General features: G+C 64.4%; 19 protein-coding genes and 1 tRNA gene. 10 read left to right on the top strand and 10 right to left on the bottom strand.

Annotated features, from left to right (window positions below; genetic code table 11):
- The first annotated feature begins 132 nt into the window (after nt 1–132).
- From JCM7686_RS05560 to JCM7686_RS05525, 8 genes are all read left to right on the top strand, one after another.
- Nucleotides 133–1566, top strand: a complete 1434-nt coding sequence (locus JCM7686_RS05560; RefSeq protein WP_020949880.1) for a sensor histidine kinase — start codon at nt 133–135, stop codon at nt 1564–1566.
- Nucleotides 1563–2228, top strand: a complete 666-nt coding sequence (locus tag JCM7686_RS05555) for a response regulator transcription factor (protein ID WP_020949879.1) — start codon at nt 1563–1565, stop codon at nt 2226–2228. The genes JCM7686_RS05560 and JCM7686_RS05555 overlap by 4 nt, the downstream gene beginning before the upstream one ends.
- A gap of 166 nt (nt 2229–2394) precedes the next feature.
- The gene (locus JCM7686_RS23340) at nt 2395–3675 is read left to right on the top strand and encodes a flagellar motor switch protein FliM (protein ID WP_051201520.1); all 1281 of its coding nucleotides are present in this window, start codon (nt 2395–2397) and stop codon (nt 3673–3675) included.
- 174 nt (nt 3676–3849) lie between these two features.
- Complete coding sequence (gene infA / locus JCM7686_RS05545; protein WP_020949877.1) at nt 3850–4068, top strand: translation initiation factor IF-1; 219 nt, start codon at nt 3850–3852, stop codon at nt 4066–4068.
- A gap of 22 nt (nt 4069–4090) precedes the next feature.
- Entirely contained in the window at nt 4091–4702 is a 612-nt protein-coding gene (locus JCM7686_RS05540; RefSeq protein ID WP_020949876.1) for a Maf family protein, read from the top strand.
- Complete coding sequence (locus tag JCM7686_RS05535) at nt 4699–5754, top strand: ribonuclease E/G (protein WP_020949875.1); 1056 nt, start codon at nt 4699–4701, stop codon at nt 5752–5754. Before JCM7686_RS05540 ends, JCM7686_RS05535 begins: the two co-directional genes overlap by 4 nt.
- A complete protein-coding gene (locus tag JCM7686_RS05530; RefSeq protein WP_020949874.1) occupies nt 5751–5909 on the top strand; it encodes a DNA gyrase inhibitor YacG in 159 nt (52 codons plus the stop codon). Before JCM7686_RS05535 ends, JCM7686_RS05530 begins: the two co-directional genes overlap by 4 nt.
- A gap of 74 nt (nt 5910–5983) precedes the next feature.
- A tRNA-Phe gene (locus JCM7686_RS05525) sits at nt 5984–6059 on the top strand.
- 184 nt (nt 6060–6243) lie between these two features.
- On the opposite strand, the gene JCM7686_RS05520 is transcribed toward JCM7686_RS05525, so the two are convergent.
- The 6 genes from JCM7686_RS05520 to hemF all read right to left on the bottom strand — a co-directional run bounded on the left by JCM7686_RS05520 (nt 6244) and on the right by hemF (nt 17080).
- Nucleotides 6244–9366: a CapA family protein gene (locus JCM7686_RS05520; RefSeq protein WP_020949873.1), complete on the bottom strand. Its 3123-nt coding sequence runs from the start codon at nt 9364–9366 to the stop codon at nt 6244–6246.
- A 34-nt stretch (nt 9367–9400) separates the two neighbouring features.
- Nucleotides 9401–10849, bottom strand: coding sequence for an HlyD family type I secretion periplasmic adaptor subunit (locus JCM7686_RS05515; RefSeq protein WP_020949872.1), 1449 nt, complete (start codon nt 10847–10849; stop codon nt 9401–9403).
- On the bottom strand, nt 10846–12558 hold the full coding sequence (locus JCM7686_RS05510; RefSeq protein ID WP_084621030.1) for a type I secretion system permease/ATPase: 1713 nt from the start codon (nt 12556–12558) through the stop codon (nt 10846–10848). Before JCM7686_RS05510 ends, JCM7686_RS05515 begins: the two co-directional genes overlap by 4 nt.
- A gap of 72 nt (nt 12559–12630) precedes the next feature.
- Nucleotides 12631–14310 carry a transposase gene (locus tag JCM7686_RS23335; RefSeq protein WP_051201519.1) on the bottom strand — a complete coding sequence of 560 codons (1680 nt, stop codon included), beginning with the start codon at nt 14308–14310 and terminating at the stop codon, nt 12631–12633.
- A gap of 820 nt (nt 14311–15130) precedes the next feature.
- Nucleotides 15131–16024: an alpha/beta hydrolase gene (locus JCM7686_RS05500; RefSeq protein ID WP_051201518.1), complete on the bottom strand. Its 894-nt coding sequence runs from the start codon at nt 16022–16024 to the stop codon at nt 15131–15133.
- A 195-nt stretch (nt 16025–16219) separates the two neighbouring features.
- Entirely contained in the window at nt 16220–17080 is an 861-nt protein-coding gene (hemF, locus tag JCM7686_RS05495; protein ID WP_041527149.1) for an oxygen-dependent coproporphyrinogen oxidase, read from the bottom strand.
- Between the two features lie 79 nt (nt 17081–17159).
- Between hemF and JCM7686_RS05490 the strand changes: the two genes are divergently transcribed.
- On the top strand, nt 17160–17573 hold the full coding sequence (locus tag JCM7686_RS05490) for a hypothetical protein (RefSeq protein ID WP_020949868.1): 414 nt from the start codon (nt 17160–17162) through the stop codon (nt 17571–17573).
- A 58-nt stretch (nt 17574–17631) separates the two neighbouring features.
- Here the strand turns inward: JCM7686_RS05490 and JCM7686_RS05485 are convergent, their stop codons facing one another.
- Genes JCM7686_RS05485 through clpS form a run of 3 tightly spaced genes read right to left on the bottom strand, consistent with a single transcriptional unit; the run spans nt 17632 to nt 19771 of the window.
- Entirely contained in the window at nt 17632–18438 is an 807-nt protein-coding gene (locus tag JCM7686_RS05485) for an SDR family NAD(P)-dependent oxidoreductase (RefSeq protein WP_020949866.1), read from the bottom strand.
- Entirely contained in the window at nt 18435–19445 is a 1011-nt protein-coding gene (locus JCM7686_RS05480; protein WP_020949865.1) for a class I SAM-dependent methyltransferase, read from the bottom strand. The genes JCM7686_RS05485 and JCM7686_RS05480 overlap by 4 nt, the downstream gene beginning before the upstream one ends.
- Nucleotides 19446–19453: 8 nt before the next feature.
- Nucleotides 19454–19771 carry an ATP-dependent Clp protease adapter ClpS gene (gene clpS, locus JCM7686_RS05475; RefSeq protein WP_020949864.1) on the bottom strand — a complete coding sequence of 106 codons (318 nt, stop codon included), beginning with the start codon at nt 19769–19771 and terminating at the stop codon, nt 19454–19456.
- Nucleotides 19772–20006: 235 nt separating this feature from the next.
- On the opposite strand from clpS, the gene JCM7686_RS05470 reads away from it, so the two are divergent.
- Nucleotides 20007–21728 (top strand): D-alanyl-D-alanine carboxypeptidase family protein, encoded by a 1722-nt coding sequence (locus JCM7686_RS05470; RefSeq protein WP_020949863.1) that lies wholly within the window; start codon nt 20007–20009, stop codon nt 21726–21728.
- A gap of 88 nt (nt 21729–21816) precedes the next feature.
- Here JCM7686_RS05470 and ccoS read toward each other — a convergent pair whose 3' ends face one another.
- Nucleotides 21817–21978, bottom strand: a complete 162-nt coding sequence (ccoS, locus tag JCM7686_RS05465) for a cbb3-type cytochrome oxidase assembly protein CcoS (protein WP_020949862.1) — start codon at nt 21976–21978, stop codon at nt 21817–21819.
- Nucleotides 21979–21983 lie beyond the last annotated feature (5 nt).

Genomic DNA, 21983 nt, shown 5'->3' with positions numbered 1-21983 from the left:
CTGTCAAATCGCAAGAACTCTAGCATCTTTTGTCTGGCCACGCATCTTGCCCCCGCGTTTGCGCGCGCTCTTGCCGGACGCGGGCGATCTCCTCATAGTCTGCGGCGACAGGACGGAGGTCTTCGACACCCCATGCAAAGCGGCGCGGCAGAGACAGCAACCGGCGCAGAAGCGGCGCGCGCGCCCGCGCCGTGGCAAAAGCCCGGCACCACGGCCGACCATGCGCCGCGTCCGGCGGCCAATCACAAGGCCTCGCTGACCCTCATTGCCTTTCTCGGCTCGCTTCTGGCCGGGATGATCGTCTGCGCCATCGTCGGCGCGATCGTGATCGTGAATGCGAGAAGCTCGGTGCGGACCGAGACGGATTCGGCCTTTCATCTGGCCACCGCCGCCGCGACCTTCCGCCTGCCGACCGCCTTTCAGCGCGAGGATATGCTGGCCCAAGCCAGCCGCCTCGCCACCGAAATCGACGCGCTGCGCCATGTCTCGGCCTGGGTCGATGACACCCGTGGGCGCCGGATCGCGCCCGAGGATACCGCCAAGCCCGACGGACCAAGCCCGCCCGCTTGGCTGACCGCGCTTTTGACGCCGCCGCCGCAAAGTGACATCTTTCCGATCCGCAAATACCCTAACGTCATCGGTATTCTGACGATCACCACCGATCCGTCGGATGAGATCGCCAAGACCTGGGAAACCCTGCGCATCGCGCTGCCATTGCTGGCGCTTGCGATCACGGTCATGGTCGCGGTGACGATGATGGTCTCGCTGTTCATCAGCCGCAGGCTTCGGCTGGTCGAGGGCGCGATGGCGCGGATGCGCGACAATGACCTTGCGGTGCGCGCGCCCGATTCCGGTCTGCGCGAGCTGGCCGCGCTGTCCGAAGGGGTCAATGCGCTGGCCAGCCATCTGGTCGCGGGCCGGGCCGAGAACCGGCACCTGCAAGAGCGGATGCTGACCTTGGCCGAATCCGAGCGCGCTTTGATCGCAAGCGATCTCCATGACGAAATGGGCCCGCAGCTTTTCGCCTTGCGCGCGGCGGTCGGCCAAGCCGAGGCGGCGGCGGGCAAGCTGCCGCCCGCCGAGTCGGCGCAGCTTGCCGAGGCGCTCGCCGCGATTGCCCGCCATGCCGGCGAAGTCCAGAAGACCGCGCGCGCGGCAATCGAGGACCTGCGGCCGATGACGCTCGATGACGCCAATCTCGAGGAATTACTGCACGAACTCGCCTTCAATTTCTCGGAAATGGCGCCCGACATCGAGATCACGCTCGATGCCGATCCCCGAGCTGCCGCCGGTGAGGCCGCCGAGATCGCGATCTTCCGTTTCGTGCGCGAAAGCGTGCTCAATGCGATCCGCCACGCCAATCCAAGCCGGATCCATGTCCGCATGGAGCTGGCGCCCGGCGAGATTGTGACCGTGGTCAGCGACAATGGCAGCGGCCCCAAGGGCAATCGCGCGGGGCTTGGCAGATCGGGCATGGAAGATCGTGCCTTGATCCTCGGCGCGGTCTATACTGCGCCCTATCGCCGAAATGACCTGACTCTGACCGAATTGCGGATGCCTCTATGACCCTGCCTGCCTCGATCCCCGCGCCCAGCCCCTGCCGCGTCGTCGTGCTGGACGATCATCCGGTGGTCGCTGAAGGCTGGGGGCGCATCATCCGCGACCGGATGGACTGCGAGGTCATCCCGGTCGCAAGCCCGCTGGCCGCCTTTCGCGCCTGGCGGCATGAGGCGCCCGATGCCATGGTCGTCGATCTGACCATCGGCGAGCAGAAGATCGCGGGGATCCGTCTGATCGCGCGTCTGCGCCAGGTGGGGGCAAGGCTGCCGATCCTTGTCTTTACCATGCACCGCAGCCCGATCATCGCACGCCGCGCCTTGCAGGCTGGATGTAATGGATTGATCAATAAGGATTCTCCGTCCTCGGAAATTGCCGATGCCTTTATCGAGGTCGTGCGTGGCGGCAGCTATGTCTCGACCGAGATGGCCCGCAAGATTGCCTTGATGAACCAGCCCGGGACCTTTTCCGCACGCCCGCGGCTGACCCCGCGCGAGGAGCATATCCTGCGCGGCGTCGCCGAAGGATTGTCCTATCGCGAGATCGCCGAGCGCGCGGGGATCAGCTACAAGACCGTCTCGAATGTCTCGATGACGCTCAAGGACAAGCTGGGCGCCACGACCTTTGCCGATATGGTCGGGAAAGCGATTCGTTACTTCGACGAGCTTTAGCGGTCTCTGGCCCCGGGAGAGCCTTGGTTGGGGGCGCTGCCCCCGGCCCTGACGGGCCTCCCCCGGGATATTTTTGCATGAAAGACCCGGCAGGCGTGGCCGGGTCAATGGTTTCGCAATCAATTGCTGCGACGGTCGGACAGACGAACCAGAGAATGCCGGCCAGATGACCATGACTGATGCAGATGCCACGACCGAGAGCGGGACCGAGGAAACCGGGGCGGATGCGATCCAACCCTCTCGGGGGCCGAGCCATGCCGAGATCCTGCGCCGTTTGCTGGTCGAGCGGCCAAGCGAGACGTTTTTCGCTGACGCGCCTGCGCCGCTGATGGATCTGCCGATCGAGCCGGTCTCTCCGGCGCGCGGGGCGGCGGTGGCTTTGGGGCGGGTGGCCGACAAGCTTTACGGGCTCGCGATCTTTGTCGAAAGCGTCGAAGAGGATAGCACGAGCGTTCCCGAACTTGCCGAGCTGTTCCCCGACCGCTCGCTGCTTGCCGTGGTTCATGGTGGCTCGGACAGTTTGGGGGTTGTGGCGCTTTGCCCCTCGCTGATCGCCTCGCTGATCGAAGTGCAGGCAATCGGGCGCGTGTCCTCTCGCCAGCTGCGCCCGCGTCGTCCGACCCGCACCGATGCCTCGATTTCGGCCGATTTCGTGACCGCTTTGCTGGCCGAGCTGGGCAAGGAGATCAGGGGGGTGGAGGGGCCCGATTATGGTGGCTTTTCCTATGCGAGCTATCTCGACGATCCGCGCCCGCTGATGCTGATGCTGGAAGAGGTGCCATTCACGCGGCTGACCTTGCGGTTCCGGATCGGTCAAGGCGGCCAGCGTGACGGCACCATTCTGATCGCCCTGCCGCAAACTCCGGCGGCGCCGGTCTGGGAGAGCGGCTCGCTTGCGCTTCCCGAGCCCGATCTGCTGTCCCATGCGGAGATCGGCACAGATGAGCCGATTTTCTCCGACCCCGAGGATCTGGCCGCTCAGATGCGCAATGCGCCGGTCTCGCTTGTCGGGGTGCTCTGTCGGCGCAAGATGTCACTCAAGGCGTTGCGGGGATTGGGGCCGGGCGATGTCATCCCGCTGACGAACGGCAGCCTCGACACCGCGCAGTTGGAAACCGAGAGCGGGCAGGTTCTGGCCACCGGACGGTTGGGCGAGGCGGAGGGGTTTCACGCCATCCGCCTTCACGGCGCTGCCCATACGACAGTGCCGGCCTTCGCGCCGCCCCAGCTTTCGGACGGCGCGGCTGCGGCCTTTGGCGGCGAGGAATTCGCGCGTCCTGACGCGGATCCAGAGGCGCTTCCGACCATCGATTTCGACGAGCCCGACAGCTTCCGAAGCAATGATCAAGAACAGGATAATGCGCAAAGCGACGCTTTCTCGATCGACGAAGACGATAGCTTCACTCCGGGCTTGTCTGATCTCTCGCCCCGCCCTACATACAGCTGAGCGAGGCATGACCGACCTCTCCGGCTTTGCCGGAATCGCCGCGTCATTCCCGGCAAATGTGTCTTTTCAGGCGCTTTGACGGGAAGAAGGGCAAATTCCGCTTGTAATATGGGCCGGGTGGTCGCATGTAGCTCGCGCCCGCGCGAAATGCGGGTTATTTAATCAGGAGAGATCATGGCCAAGGAAGAACTGCTCGAATTCCCCGGCGTCGTGAAGGAACTCTTGCCGAATGCGACGTTCAAGGTCGAGCTGGAAAACGGCCATGAGATCATCGCGCATATGGCAGGCAAGATGCGTAAGAACCGCATCCGGGTTCTTGCTGGCGACCGCGTTCAAGTCGAAATGAACACCTACGACCTGACCAAGGGGCGGATCAATTACCGCTTCAAGTGATACGGGGCTGCGCGCGGCTGCCATGGCCACGCCCGCTCTGGCGCGTGACATCGCGCCGCGTCCCAAACTGACGCTCGGATCCGCGAGCCCGCGCCGGCTGGAGCTGCTTGGCCAGCTCGGCATCCGTCCCGACCTCGTTCTGCCCGCCGATATCGACGAGACCCCTGCAAAGGGCGAGTTGCCGCGGATCTATGTCCGCCGCATGGCTCGTGAAAAGGCCGAGGCCCTGCAGGGCACGGCCGAGGGCGCGATCCTGTCCGCCGATACGGTGGTCGCGGTCGGTCCGCGCATTCTGGGAAAACCTGAAAATGCTGCCGAGGCGGGCGCCTTCCTGCGCCTGATGTCGGGGCGTCGTCATGCCGTCATGACCGCGGTCGCGCTTCTGCACGACGGGCGTTTGCGCGAGCGGATGGTGGAAACCACCGTTCGCTTTCGGCCGCTCACGGCGGCGGATATCGCGGCCTATGTCGCTTCGGGCGAATGGCAAGGCAAAGCGGGCGGCTATGCCATTCAGGGTCGCGCCGCCGCCTTCGCGCCCTGGCTTCAGGGCTCATTCACAGCCGTTGTCGGCCTGCCGCTCGCCGAGACGGCGACGCTGCTCGCCAGCATTGGAATTTACGGAGATCATCCATGAAAGGCCGTCAGGTCATCATCGGCCGCGTCCTCGGGCAAGAGGCCGCGGCGCTTATGCACGACGGTCAGCTTGAGGATCTGCTGATCGATCCCAGCGACATCACCCCTCTTGCCCCCGGCGCGATTTGCCGCGCCAAGGTCGATCGGCTGGTCAAGGGGCAGGGCGGGGTTTTCCTGCGCCTGCCCGACGGCGCGCGCGGCTATCTGCGCGACCGCAATGGTCTGGGCGAAGGACAGAACCTGATCGTCCAGATCACTGGCGTCGCCGAAGAGGGCAAGGCCATCCCGGTGTCGAGCCGGCTGCTGTTGCGCGGGCGTCATGTCATCGTCACCCCCGGCGCGCCCGGCGTGAATGTCTCGCGCCAGATCCGCGACAGTGATGAGCGTGAGGGCCTGACCGCGATCGCCGCCGAGGTGCTTGGCCCGGCGGAAGATGCGCCGGGGCTGATCATCCGCAGCGCCGCAGTGCTGGCCGATGACGAGGACATCCGCGACGAGATTGCCCAGCTTGCAGCCTTGGCGCGCGAGATTGGCGAAGATCTGAGCGGCGCGCCCGAGCTGCTGCTGGATGCGCCGACGCCTGCCGAATCCGCCTGGCGCGATTGGGGTTTCCCCGAGCCCGATGCGATCGAGGAAGGCGAAGAGGCTTTTGCCGATACCGGGGCCGAGGATGCCGTGCTCGCGCTCCTCTCGCCGCGGGTCGATCTGGGCAATGGCGCCTGGGCTTCGGTTGAATCCCTGCGCGCGCTGAGCGCGGTCGATGTGAACACCGGCGCGGACACCTCGCCCGCCGCCGGGCTCAAGGCCAATATCGCGCTGGCGCGCGATCTGCCGCGTCAGCTGCGCTTGCGCGGCATCGGCGGCCAGATCGTGATCGATTTTGCGCCGATCCCGAAACGTGATCGCGGCACGCTGGAACAGGTGTTGCGCGCGGCCTTCAAATCGGAATCTTCGGAAACCGTGCTGATCGGTTGGACCGCGATGGGTCTTTTCGAGATCAACCGCAAACGCGACCGCGTGCTGCTGTCGCGGCTGGCCGGGGGTGCTGCGTGAGCAGCGCCGCCTGCCCGATCTGCGGCAAACCTGCCGTCGAGGAATATACGCCTTTCTGTTCGAAACGCTGTGCAGATGTCGATCTGGCGCGCTGGTTGCGCGGCGACTATCGCATCCCGGCAGAGCCGGTTTCAGATTTCGACAGCGAGGAGTGATTTTTCTTCTTTTCGGGTCTGGACAGCGTCACGAACCTGCCTTAGTAACCGCCTCACGACAGCAGAGACTGCTGGCCCGGATAGCTCAGTTGGTAGAGCAGCGGATTGAAAATCCGCGTGTCGGCGGTTCAAATCCGTCTCCGGGCACCATCTCCCCCCCCTTCAGATTTGAACCCGAAACACCCGACCCTGTGGTCGCGTTTCCATTTCTGAAAACCGTTTCATTCCAAAGAGCTCGCGCCGATATCTCGAACCCTTCGAGATGCCGACGCCGCCCCTTTGACAGGGCGGCGCGGTTGGTCTTGTTGCGGTGACCCGGCGTTGCGCTTCCCCGTTACAGATGGGGCTGCTCACCGCCATTCGGCCGGGGCGCGACCGAGGTTGCCGTCTTGCGTTTCGTCGGACGCGCCCGCGCAGAAGCCGTCGCGGCGGCGGGCTGTGCCCCCTCACGCAGCGGCAGTTTCATCTCAAGATAAGGCGCATCAGCATTGCGCAGACGGCGCGGACGACCGGGCCAGCCCGCGGTGATCACCTGTGCCGCTGCCGGGAACTCCTCTGGCGTGACGGGGCGGTTCTGGAAGTTCGTCTGCGCATTGTCGACCATCAGCGGATAGAGCCGCAGGGTCGGCCCGCCGCGCTGTCCGCGCCGGAAGATCAGCGCCACCGCCGTGCCATAGGGCGCGACATCACGCTTGTTGAACCGTCCCGGGGTGTTCCAGACGAAATTCCCGATATTGAAGAGCACCGGGCAGGCCTCGACGATCTCGGCCCCTTGCGAGAAATGCGCGCCATGGCCGATCACCAGATCAAGCCCGGCCTTCGCCAAAGCCGCCGCAGTCTCGCGCTGGCCCGCCGTGATCGGCTCGTAGTCGGTGCCCCAATGCGGGAAAGCGATGAAGAGCGGATTGGGCAGAACCTGACGCAGCGCCGCAACCGAGCGGGCGATGCGGTCGGGATCGATCTTCGAGACCCCGGCAAAGCCGCGATCGGCATACCAGCGATAGCGCTCTTCATAGCGGGCGCGCGTCTCGAAGCCGCCATAGACGACCAGCGAGCGCTCGACCCCGCCCACGGTGAAGCGGTGGATGAAGGGCAGACCGGCGGCCTCGGCATCCGCCCCGGCACCAAAGCTCGCAATCCCGCCCTCACGCAGCCGCAAAAGCGTTTCGGACAGCCCCTCCGTGCCGCAATCGAGCGCATGGTTGTTGGCCAGCGTCACCGCGTCGATCCCGGCGTCGCGCAAGGCGGCAAGGCTGCGGCTCGGATCGCTCCAGCCGAGGTATTTCTTGCGGCCTTGCAGCGCGAGATCGGGCCGGCCCGCCAGCGGCACCTCAAGATTGGCCACCGTCAGATCGGCGCCGCCCAGAAGGCCCTGAAGCCCGGCCAGCGAATAGCCATGCCCCTGCGTGGACAGAAGCTGCTGCAGACCCGCGACGCGCGGGTGGTGCATATAGGATTCGCCAAAGCCGACATCTCCGACAAAAAGCGCGGTGAATTCGTCGGCGCTGGTCTCGTGCCGAGGGGCGGCAGCCGGATTGGCCGACGGGCCTTGGACAAGCTGGTCGTCAAGGGCGGTCACCGGCAGGCCAAGCGCCGCGAGCGCCTGCGCGGGCGCCTCGGCCTCGCCCCGGATCACGACGCGCGGCCCGGCGAGATGGCGCAGGACCTGCGCCGCGAGCTCTTGCGTCGCGGTGACCGATTTGGGCGGGAGAACCGCCAGATCGACGCGGTCAAAGCCCAAGCCGTCGCGCACGAGCTGCTTTGGCGTGATCTCGATCACCGCCGCCTCGGCCAGATCGTCCCAGATGAGCCCCGCCGCAGTGGCCGCCCACCGCGACGAGCTGAGCACGGTCGTGCGCCGCTCTTCGGTGGTCACCACCGCGAGCGGACGATTGGCGCGCGCCGCCGTGGCCTCGATCGCGCGGCGCAGCGGCAGGGTTTCCTCGGGCTCGCCCAGAAGCGCGACCACCGGCAGACGCGGGCGGCTGTCGTCGGGGAAAAGCATATCGAGGAAGGCATCGGTGATCCGGCCCGCGCCCTTGCCCGAAACAAAGAGATGCATATTGATGCCGGGCCGGCTGTTGACCTCGCAGATCGCGCCGCCGGTCGTGTTCCAATGCGCCGAGAGATCGGTAGTGATGAAATCGACGCCGCAGACATCAAGCCCCACCGCCGCCGCCGCGCGTTCGGCAACACGGCGGATCGAGGGATGGACAAGCCGGGTCACATCCTCGGGATGCCCCCCGCGCGAAATATTCGATTCCTGGCGCAAGAGCACCACCTGCCCCCCTTGCGGGACGGCCTCGAGCGTCAGCTTCTGCGCCGCGAGCAGTTCGAGCGCCTCACCGTCTAGCTGGATCGGCTTCATCACCGCCATGCGCCCGGTCAGGACCTGCTCACGTTCGGGCTGCCGGTTCGAGGCCTCGACCAGCGCGCGCACCGTGCTGGTGCCATCGCCGCGCACCTGCGCCGGATGGCGGCGCACCGCCGAGATCATCCGGCCATTGACCACCAAAAGCCGAGTCTCGTCGCCCTCGATCATGGTTTCCAGAACGACATCGCGCGAGACCTCGCGTGCGCGGTGGAAGGCGCGCAGGATCTGCGCCTCATCGCTCGCGCCAACCGTCACGCCCTGCCCCATATTGCCGGTCAGCGGCTTGACCACCAGCGGGAAGCCAAGGGTGCGGGCATGGGCCACGGCCTCATCCTCGGTCCGCGCGGTGCGTTGGCGCGCGGCTGGCAGACCGGCGCGGCGCAGCAGATCGTTCGACAAAGCCTTGTCGCGCGAAATCGCCCGGGCGATCGAGGTCGTATTGGTCGATTCCGTGCCATAAAGCGTATGGGAATCGCGCCCGATGCCGAGCCGCAGATATTGCGAGCGTGACAGCACGGACCACGGAATCCCGCGCGCCTGCGCCGCCCGCGCAATCAGCAACGCATCGGCCGAGGGCGTCTCGCGCAGGGTCTTCTTCAGGAAGCCCGCCATTTCCGACAGGAACAGCTCTTCCAGAGCCGCGCCGTCACGCCCTTCGACAACCGCCTCGGCCAGCGTCAGCGCGACCCGCGCCGCCTCGCGGCCCGGCCCCTCGCTGCTGATTTCAAAGATCGCATAGCCCTTGGCCTGCGCCCCTTTCGCGGCAGCGGTCGGCGCGCTCAGATCCTCGGGCTGTGCCCGCCAGCCGCAAAACTTCACCGGCCAATAGGCATAGCGCTGGACGAGCACCGCCAGCAATTCGACCAATGCCGCGACCGGCACCGGCTCTTTCGCGCGCGTCACCCGGCGCCACGCCGGGAAATCGAGAACCGAATGGCGGATGAAGCCAAAGGCCTTGGCCACATCGCGCAGGCGCTGCGGGGGCAGCTCGACCCCGGCCGCGCCCTCAAGGCTCAACTCCAGCGCAAGCCTGCGGGTATAGATATTTCCGGGAAGATATACGGCTGAGGTCGTCATTTTCATGGGCAAATCCTCACTCAAAGAGATCAATGGAAAATCAGCCCTCCCGCATCGCGCGCGAGAGGAATTGAGAAATTGGCGAGGACAAATAGTCCCAAGTGGTGCGGGCGCCGGTGCGGATCATCACCTCGGCGCTCATGCCGGGCTGCATCGGCACAGAGCTGCGCGCGACCTCGGCGCGGTCCAGTTCGACCCGCGCCTGATAATAGGGCGCGCCGCTGGCCGCATCGGTCATGCGATCCGCCGAAACGGTGGTCACGATCCCATCAAGCGGCGTCTGGCTGCGCCGGTTGACCGCCGAAAGCCAGACCTGCGCGGGCTGCCCCTCGGCCACCTGATCGATGTCGAGGGGATCGAGCGTCGCCTGAATGACCAGCTTGTCGCTGACCGGGACCACATCCATCAGCGGCTGGCCCGCCGCGATCACGCCGCCGATCGTATGGACAGTGAGCCCTTTGACGATCCCGTCGACCGGAGAGCGGATCTCGGTGCGCCCGACGATATCTTCGGCGGCGGTCAAACGCTGGTGCAGCTCGTAAAGCTTCGCGCGGGTATCGCGCAGCCCATCGGCGACCTCGGCGGCTTGCGCGGCCTGCATCTCGACCATGCGCAGATCGGATTCGTCGATCTTTTGCCGCGCCGTGCCAATGCCCGCCTGATAGCTGGAGACCTCGCCCTGCAACTCGGCCTGTTGGCGCTGCAATTGCAAGAGCCGGGGCTTGTTGGTCAGGTTCTTGGCGTAAAGCTCTTCGACATCGCGCAGCTCTTCGGCGATCAGCCCCAAACGCTTGTCGGACGAGGCGATCTGGCCCTCGAGCCCGGTGATTTCGCTTTCAAGCCCGGCCTTTGTGCGGTCGAGAATGGTCAAACGGTCGGCCAAAAGCTTGCGACGGCTTTGGAAGAGGCTCTCCTGCCCCGAGATCGAGGCACGCGCGGCCCCGTCGCCGATCTTGTCGGTCAGCTCGGCGGGAAAGGCGATCTCGGCCTTGCCCTCTTGTTCGGCGACAAGGCGCGCCTCGGTCGCACGCATCTCGAAATATTGCGCCTGTAACTCGTTTCGGGTCGAGGAGGACAGCGTGTTCTGCAACCGGATCAGCACCTGCCCGGTCGCCACGCGGTCGCCGTCGCGCACCAGAATGGCGTCAATGATCCCGCCCTCGAGATGCTGGATCGTGCGGACATTGCTGTCGACGCTGACGACGCCCTGGGCAATCACCGCGCCCTCGATCGGCGCGCTGGCAGCCCAGACATAAAAAGTGCCGCCAAAGACCGCGATAATGGCGAAACCGGCCGCGATCAGCCCGCGGCTGAAGGGGCGGTCGCCACTGGTCTCGGCCTGCGCCCAGACCGGAGTTTCGCGGCGCGGATCGCCAAACCGGCGCTCGGCGCGCTCGTCGGTCGGCGCGGGCGTTTGGGCCGAAGGGGTATCGGGCGTGCTAGCGGCGGCGACGTTTTGCGCCTGCGGATCGCGGTCGATCTCGGTCATTGCACACTCCTCAGACCATTGCGGGCGCGTTCTTCGGCCTGCCGGTCGCTGTTCTCGGCGATCTCGGGCGATTTCGCGCCAAGGATCAGGAAGCGGTCGGCCAGCCGCGCCAGCCGCGCCGAATGGATCGACTGGGTGATGATGATCGACGAGCCCGCCGCCGTCGCCGCCCGGATCGCGCCCTCGACGATGCGCCGCGAGGGCGCATCGAGATTGGCCGTCGGCTCATCAAGCACGATCAGGCGCGGCATCTGATAGAAGGCGCGGGCCAAAGCGATCCGTTTGCGCTCGCTGCCCGAGAGCCCAAAGGTGTCGCCAGTGATTTCGGTGTCATAGCCATCGACAAGGCCGACGATCAGCTCATGGATGCCGACAAGCTTGGCCGCCGCGACGACATCGGCGAAGCTGCCCTCGCCCATCCGGGCAATGTTTTCGCGTACCGTGCCTGCGAAAAGCTCGGTATGCTGGGGCATGTAGCCGACCAGCGTCGCGCGCAGATCCGAGGGCAGTCGCGCGAGTTCGACATCGCCCAGCCGGATCTGGCCGTGGCGCGGCTCCAGAATGCCAACCAGCAGGCGCGAAAGCGAGGTTTTGCCCATGCCCGCCGTGCCGCTGATGATCAGGACCTCGCCGCAGGCCAAGGTGACCGAGAGGCGGCGGAACAGATCATCGCGCGCCCCCGCATGGCGAAAGGTCAGCTTGTCGATCACCACCGGCGCACTTTCGGTGCCCGGCAAAACCGAGGTGCGCGCGACATCCTCATCGGTCAGCCGCTCTTTTAGCGCGCCATAAGAGGTCATCGCCTCGCGCAGATTGCGGTAGTTGCGCAGCGCCTTTTCGGCCAGCGAGAAGCCAAAGCCCGCCATGATCCGCGCCGCGAAGATCCCGCCAAGCGTCATCGCGCCATGCACGACCAGCCAGACACCGGCGGCGATCATGGCAATGCGCAAAAACTGGTTGAGCCCGCGGATCATCGTGCGAAAGAGGATCTGGCGGCCCTCGATGCGCTCGCGTTCGTCAAGTCGCGACGAGGCGGTGCGCCGCCAGCGCTCGGTCAGGATCGGCGCCATGGCAAGCGCGCCGACGCTTTCCTTGTTCTGCTCTGCGGCGGTCACAAGCGAGCTTGCCTCGCGCTGTGCATCGCCTGAAACCCGGCGCGGCTCTCGGGTCAGCAGATCCGAGGCGACGCCGACCGCAATCAAAAGCGCCAGTGCGATCAGGCCGATCAGCCCAAGCACCGGATGGACCATCCAGACGCCCAGAAAGAACAAAGGCGCGAAGATGACATCGAGCCATGAGGCCATCGGCCCGCAGATGAAGCTGCGTAGCCGTGTGACATCGGTCAGCGCGCGGGAAATCTCGCTGGCTTGGCGCGCGGCGCGGGTCTCGGAGAGGCCGCGATGCAGCATCCGGGGGCCGAACTGGCGCTCGACCCACATGCCCCAATTGACGAGCAGGCGGCGGCGCACGACATCAAGCGCGAGCCCGCACAGGATCGCGATGACCACCAGCACGGTCAGCATCACCAGCGTCTCGATGCTTCGGCTCGCCGGGACCCGGTCCAGCACCTGCACCAGATAAAGCGGCATCGCGAATTTCAACAGGTTGAAGATCGTGGTGAACACCATCACGGTCACCAGCCCCGGTCGCGAAGCCCGCCACGCCATTTCCAGAGCAGTCACCCTGCCCGCTTTTCTGCGTCTCGCCATGTCGTTCAATCGCCTTATGATCCTGCGCGCGGACGCGGCCCCCCGCAGGGCGCCGCGCCAGCAGAAGCTGCGTTACTCTGCAGCGGTCGCGGGCAGCACGCCCCGCGGGCCATAGCCATAGAGCTCGGCATCGACCTCGAAAAAGGCCTCGCTGCGCCGCGAGAAGGCCAGAGCCGCAGCCAGTTGTTCGGCCTCTTCTTCCTGCGGGTCGCCGTCGCTTTGGCCGACGAACCGCTCGGCGCCGGGCAAAGGCATGGCGCGCAAGGCAGCTCTTTGCGGCAAGGCCGGCTGAAGGAGCTGCTTGAGCGCGTCACAAAGCCCAGCCAGGCTTTCGCAACTGGCCTCGTTTGCCCCAAGCGCGACCAAAAGCGCGCGTGCGGCCTCGGCAAAGCCATCCGGCGCGGCGCTCAAAAGCGCGCGCAGCTCGGCCCGGGGCGTTTCGGGACGGGCGAGAAAGCCCGGCGCATAGCCATTGCGCTTGAGGCGCGGCACCATCAGCTCGATCTCGCCCAGATCCGTCGTCCAGGTCGTCGCAGCAAAGCCGTTGCGCCAGTCCTTGCGATTGCGCCGCCGCTCGCCATAGGGCACGCCGCACAAAGCATCCGCCTCGCGCCCCATCAGATGCTCGGCCGCGCGGCTCAGCAGATCGCGCGCCAATGCCGTGGTCAAGGCATCGGGACGCGCGCCCTCGGTCTCGGCGCTGGGAATGAGGTTCCCAAGCGCGATATCCGAGGGCAGCACCGCCTGCGCCAGCCTTTCGTGGAAATGCTGGTGACGGGGATGGGCGGCAATCCGGCGCGAGGCCTGATCGCGGATGACCGGGATCAACATGCCCTCCTGCAGCTCGAAGGGCGAATAGACCCGCAGCCCCGAAGCCGCCTCGGCCTCGCGCACGCCCAGAGGCGACAGCCCCAGCCGCCCGCTCAGCGCAAGCACGCTATGCCCGGCCTCGCGCAGCACATCGACGCCGTATTTCGCCCCCATCGCATCATAGGCAGCAAAAACTGTGCCGACCGCCATATCGAGAATGGCGGGATGGCGGATCAGCTGCGCGGTTTCGAGTTGCTGCAACCCGTCAGCGATCTCGATCACGGCAATGTCGCAGCCGAGATCGGCGGCATGGTTCATCAGCCGGTTTGTGGCCAGCAAGATATCCGGGATCGAGACGAGATAGGTGCTCGCATAGCCCGCATCGGTGAAATCAAGCGAGACATCGGCTCCGGCATCACTGACGATCCACATGTCGCCGCCCGCGCCGGTCCCGGTGATCTTCAGCGCCGCGACCTTGAAGCCCAGCCGCTTGAAGCCGCGCACCATCGAGGTCGCCGTCAGCGTCTTTCCCGCATTCATCGAGGTGCCAAGCGACAGGATCGCCGGGATCTGCGGCGGTGCATCCGAAGCCTTGAGCGAGAATTGCATGACATTGAGACGATGCCCGTGGGCATCGCCGATCAGACCAAGCGGCGTGATCTGGGTCGGCGGGCGGATGCGCAGATGCCGGGTCAGCTCGATCGAGGCAAGCCCGCCCGCCGCCACCAGATCGCAAGGCGCCAAATCCGGGCCGATCTTGGCCTCATATTGGTCGGGCGCATAGCGGTTGCCATAGCAGACAACGATTTCATCGCCGGGGAAAAGATGGGCCCGCCGCCCATCGGTTAATTCCAGCTTGGCCTGTTTTCCGATTTCATCAATACGCGCCAGCACCAGATCGCCCGGCTCGGGACGATGGTCGCCCGTAATCAGGGTTTTCATGGCATTGCGCGGAACCCTGCGGGTGCTGAATGCTCTTTTGGCCGTATATATTCTTTTCTTGCCAATGGTAGACGTGGCCATCTAACCAGCCCCTTTTGCTAAAATTCGCGAGCTTCGCGTCACGCTAACGCGGCACCACTTTTGGCGCAAATTCCCCGAATTTGAGAAAATGGCATTCGCTCACGCCAAAGGAGATCGAAAATCATCCTCGTCTCTTGCGGGACGAGCTTTCAAGCGAAGGTTGTTCTGCCAAAAGGAGAATTCCCTTAGGGCAACCAGATCGAGATTGACTTGAGACGAAATTGCGAGATGACGCAGATCACGCAGGATTTAGCGTGGAATCCGCAAAGAAACTCGCTCAGGTAACGCAAGAAACCATCTGATATATAATAATAAAAGAGAAAACAAAACCGATTGGTTTTGTAAGTTACATCCAAAGAGGATCACTTAAACCGATCCGGCGAGTCTGGCTATAAATCAGCAGTCCCGCAACGCGCAGAATGACGCAACAGATGAGCTCGGCCAGTTCCTGCTGCAACATATGCGCGATTCAGGCGAGACTTCGCTTTGCCCTTGCCCACAGCGCCCCGAAAGATTTGCGCCCAATGCCGCCGATGGTGATTTAACCCGGGTTAGGCTCTTGCGCGGCGACCGGATCGGAGGTCTGCGCTAAAGTCGCGCATCGCTCTTACGGGCCTCTTTTCTTAATATTCCGCTTTTCATCTGCAATCGTCCAGCTCTCGAAAACGGCAATATTTTCATGTGATCGATCAGCTTGACTTACTGCCGAAGAGTGGAAAATCAAACAAAAAGGTTCAGATCAAAACCCAAGCGCCTGCGTCGCTTCCTTGGATTCGAGCATGCCCTTGCCGCTATGACCGACCCCCTCGGCATACACGAGCTCCCAGTTAAACGGCCAGCCATGCGCGGCGGCAATCTCTTTGGCCTCCTCATAGGTCTGCTGCCCGCGATCGAGCCGGTTGCTGCCTTGTTTGATCGCCTCGGGCGTCATTGTTAGATCCTTCGAGCCGGTGTCTTCCGAGCCCAGAAAGATCGTGATCGGCGCGGCGAGATAATCCTTCATCCAATGCTCGGCCTCACTCTTGGGCAGGCCGCCGAAGCCATAGGGCACCGCCTCGCCTTCGGTCGGCAGGACATAGGTCGAGGGATTGGCAATCACGATGCGGTCGACGCCTTCGGGCAAAGCATAGGCCGCGACGCGAGACAGGAACTGAGCCCCGGCGGAATGGCCGAAGAGATAGACATCGGCATCGGGGCGGCCCTCTTGCGCGCGGGCCCAGACCAGAAGATCGCGCACCATCTCGACCGTCCATTCGGATTCGGGGCGCAGCGCGCCATCCTCGACCAGACCGCCGCGATGATAGGACCAACCCGGGAAGCGCGCCGAATCGAAAAGCGGCGCATAGACGCTGAAACAGCCGCGCTCGGCCAGCTGACGCGCCGATTTCAGATAGGACTTCGCCGCGCGCCCATCGCCGTGAAAGACCAAGAGAATCGCCGGAGACGGACAGTTCTGCGGATGGAAACTAAAGATTTCAAGGTTTTGCGCGTCGATCCGCGCGATCTGATGGGTAATGCCCTCATCACTGCTATCTCGCGCCGTCGCCGGGATCGGCAGAAGCGCCAGCCCGGCCAAAGCGGCCAGATGATGCAGATTGGAGGAAACCGACTTCCACGAGAAACGCATGTTCATCCCACTCGTCACAGACACAGGCGCGGCTTGGTCTTCGGGCGCGTGCCTTGCCCGGATAATGCGGCAGCGGGCGAATGGTGCCATCACCGCCGGGAACATCTTTGCGAGGCCCAAAGCTGAGCCCCGAAGCCTAAGGCCCGAAGGCGCGGCTCAACAGCGGGCCGCCCTCGTGTTTTTGCTCAGATCAGCTTGCGCTCAGACCCACTTGGCGATCGGCGGCAGGCTCATCAAGACCGCATCGGCATCATGGCCGGTGGCGAGCCCGAATTTCGTGCCCCGGTCATAGACCAGATTATATTCGGCATAGAGCCCACGATGCACGAGCTGGGCGTCTTTCTCGGCATCGCCCCAAGGTTGGGGATGGCGCTTTTCGGCGAGCGGCAGGAAGGCGGGCAGAAAGGCCTCGCCCACCGATTTCGTGAAAGCGAAATCGCGCGCCCAGTCGCCCGTGTTCAGATCGTCATAGAAAATCCCGCCAACGCCGCGGGCACGACCGCGATGGGGAATGAAGAAATACTCATCCGCCCAGGCCTTGAAGCGCGGGTAATAGCCCGCATCGAAAGGATCGCAGGCGGATTTCATCGTCTCGTGGAAATGCGCGGTATCCTCGGGATATTCGAGGCAGGGATTGAGGTCGCTGCCGCCGCCGAACCACCAGACCGACGGCGTCCAGAACATGCGCGTGTTCATATGGACCGCCGGGGCATGGGGGTTTTGCATATGGGCGACAAGGCTGATGCCGCTGGCCCAGAAGCGCGGATCGTCAGCCACGCCCGGCACACCGCGCGCGGTCATCGCCGCCTGCGCCGCCGGAGCAAGCTCGCCGTGGACCTCGGACCAGTTGACGCCGACCTTTTCAAAGACCCGACCGCCACGCATCACCGACATGAGCCCGCCGCCGCCATTATTCGGCCGGACCGTCGGCGTCACGGTGAAACGACCCGGCGCATGATCGCCCCCCGCGCGGTCCTCGAGCGCCTCGAATGCGGCGACGATGCGGTCGCGCAGAAGATGGAACCATGCGGCCGCCTCTGTGCGTTCCTCGGTCATCTGCATGGTTGCGCTCTCCTGTCTCTTGAATTGCTGGTCGGTCTGCTCGAAATTAGAAGCGAGTTCACCACTACAGGCCCCTGCCATGCCCCGCAACATCACCCTTGCCCTTCTGCCGGTTCTGGCGCTGGCAGCCTGCGGAACCCCGCAGGAACAATGCATTTCGCGCAATACCAGCGAATATCGCGTCGTCTCGAACCTGCTGGCCGAGGTCGAGGGCAATCTCGCGCGCGGCTATGCTTGGGAAGAGCGCGAGGTGACCCGGACCGAATGGGACGATTGCCGCGCCGTGGTGCGCAATCGCAAGGGCGAGCCGGTGATGGTGTCGCGGCCCTGCCTGCGCAATGTCGCCGACACCCAGCGTTACCGCGTGCCGATCGATCCGGCGGCCGAGGCGCGCAAACGCGACAATCTAATCGCGCGCCGCGCCGCTTTGGCGCCGACGGCCAATGCCGCGATTGCCGCGTGCAAAACCGCCTATCCCGAGACCAAGAAATAAGACGGGCGGCCCAAGCGGCCGCCCTTTCGCATCCAGCCCAATTCGAGCGCCGGTGGCGTCAGAAGACCGGCGGCGTCAGAGAATCGGCGAGGCTGCGCCCGCCATCGACCCGCAGAATCTGGCCGGTGATAAAGCCCGAGGCCTCGCTTGCCAGAAATTCCGCGACCGGGCCCAACTCTTCGGCGCCCGCAATCCGGGCAAGCGGCGTCGCCGCAACCAGCCGCTCGCGCAGCGCCGGGTCGGATTTGAGGCTCGATTGCATCACATTCGACATGATGCTGGCAAAGGCGATGCCGTTCACCCGGATCTTCTGCCCGGCCAAGGCCATCGCCATCGAGCGCGAGGCCTGCGCCTGCGCCGCGCTCGCGATCGAATAGGCCAGCATCAAAGGCTGGGGCCGATCCGCCGCAAGCGAAATCACATTGATGATCGAGCCCGCCTGAATCTCGGGCTCTTCCTCGCGTGCCTGCGTCGTCATGCGCTTGGCGACGAGCTGCGAAAGCTTCAGCGCCGAGGTCATGTTCTGGCGCATCATCTCGCTCAGAAGATCCTCATCGGTGGACATCGGATCGCAGGCCTGCACCGCGCGATGGGCATTCACCAGAATATCGACCCGCTCGAAAGCGTCGATCGTCGCAGAAACAAGATTGGCTTGGGTCAGCTTCTGGCCAAGATCTCCGGCAAAGCCGCGCACGCTGCCCTGCCCGTTCATCTCGGCGCCGAGCTCATCCTCCAGCGCGCGTTCGTCATTATCGGCAAAGACGACATTGGCGCCAGCCTGACGGAAATGGCGCGCAATCGCCAGCCCGATGCCTTTGCCCGCGCCAGTGACAATCGCGGTCTTGCCCTGGATCGAAGAGCTCATCGGCGCCGTCCTCGTGCCTGATCGGTGCCGCGCCCAGCCCCGGTCGCGGTCAGGATCTTGAAGCGGTTATCGCCACCCAGCTCCGAGACATCGGCGAAAGAGGCGCGCAGCGCGGTTTCATAGGGCAGATGGCGGTTCGCGACCATCCAAAGCCGTCCCGCCCCGGTCAGAAGGCGCGCCGCCGCCTGAATGAAGCCGACGCCAAGCGCGGGATCAGCCGCGCGCCCGTCGTGGAAGGGCGGGTTCATGATCACCGCATTGACCGGTTCGGGCAGGCTGAAATGCAGTGCATCGGCCCAATGGAACCGCGCGCGCGGATCGGTGACATTGCGCTGTGCGCAGGCCAGAGCGGCGGCATCGGCCTCGACCAGATGCAGGACCTCGACGCCCGGATGGGTCAGGATCTGCGCCGAAAGCCAGCCCCATCCTGCACCGAGATCGACGATTCGGGTCGGTAGTTTCTCGGGCAGATGCGCGGCCAGCGCGGCAGAGGCCGGATCGGGCGCATCGGCAGAAAAGACGCCCGGAACAGTGATCATGCCGGGGGCGGCCACGGTCTCACGCGCGTGCCAATCCTCGGGCCACCACTGCGCCTCGGGCTGGGTCAGGCGGAAGATCTTGCCATGCGCGCGGGAATGGACCTCATCGACCGGCACGAGGCTGCGGATCTCGCGCAGAACCGAGTCGATTCCGTCGGTTTTCTGGCCATCAATCCACAAAGGCGCGCCCGCAGGCAGACGCGCAGCCGCGTCAGCAATCCGAGCGCGAGCCAAAGCGCGTGCGCGCGGGATAAAGACGACAGCTTCGGCGAATTCGCCCTCGGCCTCGGTCACGACGCGAAAGCCGCGCGCCTCCAACGCCCTGACATCAGGAAAAAATCCCTGAACGATCTGGGTTTGAGCCGGATCGAAAGGTGAAAGATCGACCTCTCGGCCCGCGCCCAAAAGAAGGATTCTGCCCTGCGGCGCCTGATCGCCGAAGGCAAGCTCGATACGAGATCCGGACACGAATTTCCCTATTCTTTTTCCATGGTGCATTGCAGCGGATGCTGCTGGCGGCGCGCAAGTTCCATCACTTGGGCCACCTTGGTCTCTGCGACCTCGTGCGAGAAGACGCCCACGACCGCAACCCCCTTGCGGTGAACGGTCAGCATGATTTCGATCGCCTGCCCATGCGTCATCGAGAAAAGCCGCTCAAGAACATAGACGACAAACTCCATCGGTGTGAAATCATCGTTCAGAAGCAGCACCTTATACATAGGCGGTCGCTGCGTCTTGGGCTTGGTCTTGACCGCGAGGTCAGCGTCGTCACGATCGTTCGGAATGCTCGTCATATGGCTTCGGTCACGGCGGAATATGAAGGAGGTTTTGCGGAATATAGGGATTTTCCCGCCCGATGTAAGCCCTGCCCGCATCTCGCCCGGCCAAGGTCCGATCCGGGACCACCCGGCGCGGGCCCCGCCTCGGGGATACGGCAGGTTTCGGCCAGAACCCCGGCAAAGCCCGGATCTTTTGCAAAACGGCAGTTTGCGGACAAAGGCTGGCGTGTTATTATGATCAAATTAAACAATGACCCGCATAATAGAACGGGTCTGCACAGGCAGAAGAGATCGGACAGTGAGCAGATTCACCAAACGCCTTCGCGCGGGACTATTGGTCCTGTTGGCTTGTTTCCTGCCCTTTGCAGCAGCTGCGGCGCCTTTTGCCGCCTATGTGATGGATGCACGAAGCGGCAAAGAAATCTATGCGCAGAATGCGGATACTCGACTGCATCCTGCCTCTTTGACCAAAATGATGACGCTGTATCTTGCCTTTACCGCGATTGAGCGCGGGCAGGTGCGGCTCGATACGAAATTCCTTGTCTCTGAACATGCCGCCAGCCAGCCGCCCTCGCGCCTTGGCTTGAAGCCCGGTCAACGGATCGAGCTGCGCTATCTCATCCGCGCCGCCGCCGTGAAATCCGCCAATGATGCCGCGACCACGATCGGCGAAGGCTTGGGTGGTGGATCCGAGGCCGTGTTTGCTCAGCAAATGAACACGATGGCGCGCAATCTTGGCATGCGAAACACCCATTTCGCGAATGCGAACGGCCTGACCGCGAGCGGCCATTATTCCTCGGCCCGCGATCTATCGCTGCTCGGTCGCCATCTTTTCTACGATTTTCCGCAATATTACTCGATCTTCTCGCGTCGCACCGCCGATGCCGGGATCGCCAATGTGGCCAGCACCAACCGCCGTTTTCTTGAAGAATATGAAGGCGCTGACGGGATCAAGACCGGCTATACCCGGGCTGCGGGCTTCAACCTCACCGCTTCGGCGCAGCGCGGCAACAAGCGCCTGATTGCGACCGTGTTGGGCGGGCAATCGACGGCGCACCGCAATCAGGTCATGTCCCAGCTGCTTGACGCGGGGTTCGGACAGGCGCCGAACAACATAAAGGAGGTCAAGCCCGAGCCGCCCCAGTATATGGTCGAGCGCGAAATTAAGCGCACCGTCCAGGTCGCTCGGGCCGAACCGCAGCCTGCTGCCCCCGCTCCTTTCAAGATCTCGACCTCGGCGCGCCCGGCCCAAAAAACCAACAGCGCGTCGGTCGCCGATCCGGCTGCCGTGGCCGCCGCGGTGCGCCGCGCCTCGGCCCCGGCGGATCAAGAGGTCGCTAACCTTGGCACCAGCACGCGGCCCCAGCGCCGTCCGGGCGCCACGGCCACCGCCTCGATTGCCACCAAATCGGCAGAGGTCGAGGTCGCAGCCCGGCCCGAAAGCAAGCCCGAAGGCGACAGCGCCGCAGCCACCAGCACGGGCGGCCTGACCAGCTCGCCCCGGCCGATCCGGCGCAGCGGCAAGGCCAATGACAAGGTCAGCCAGCTTGACACCGGCGCGACCTCGACCCCCGGCTCGCTCTTCGTGCAATCGCAAGAGCCTCAGCCGGAAACCGTTGAATTGGCCTCGTCGATGGCCCCGGCACGTCGTGAGGAAAGCATCATCCTCGCCTCGCTCGCCACCGACGAGCCCGCGCCGCAGGAAGCGACCGAGGTCGTCTCGCGGATCAGCGGCGGCGGCAAAGGCTATGGCGTGAGCCTTGGGCTCTTCAAATCGCGCAGCGAAGCCGAGCAGGTTCTGGTTCAGACCGCGCTGCAAGAAAGCGCGGCCTTCGGCAATGCTTCTCGCCGGGTCGGCGATACCAAGCGTGGCTTCGAGGCCAATTTCTCGGGCATGACCAAATCGACGGCGCAACTTGCCTGCGACCGCCTTCACGCCCGCCAGCAGGAATGCCGCGTGCTCGGCAACTGAGCGCGCCTCCTTTCACCAAGACATGCAAAAAGCGCGGCCGAGGGGCCGCGCTTTTACATTGGCGCTCTCTGGTTCAAAGAAACAACGATCAGCGCGGGCGCGGCTTATCATCCCATTCGCTGCTCAAGACGCGCTCGGCGTCGCCTTTGGGATCATCATATTGATTGCGGCGCAGCGACCAGATGAAGCCCCAAAGACCGAGGCCGCCAAGCGCCAGCGAAACCGGGATCAGAAAACCGACAACGGACATGGCGT

The organism is Paracoccus aminophilus JCM 7686 (genome assembly GCF_000444995.1).
Taxonomy (GTDB): domain Bacteria; phylum Pseudomonadota; class Alphaproteobacteria; order Rhodobacterales; family Rhodobacteraceae; genus Paracoccus; species Paracoccus aminophilus.
The sequence above is the reverse complement of the archived record's forward strand: the minus strand, read 5'-3'. Positions and strand labels throughout refer to the sequence as shown.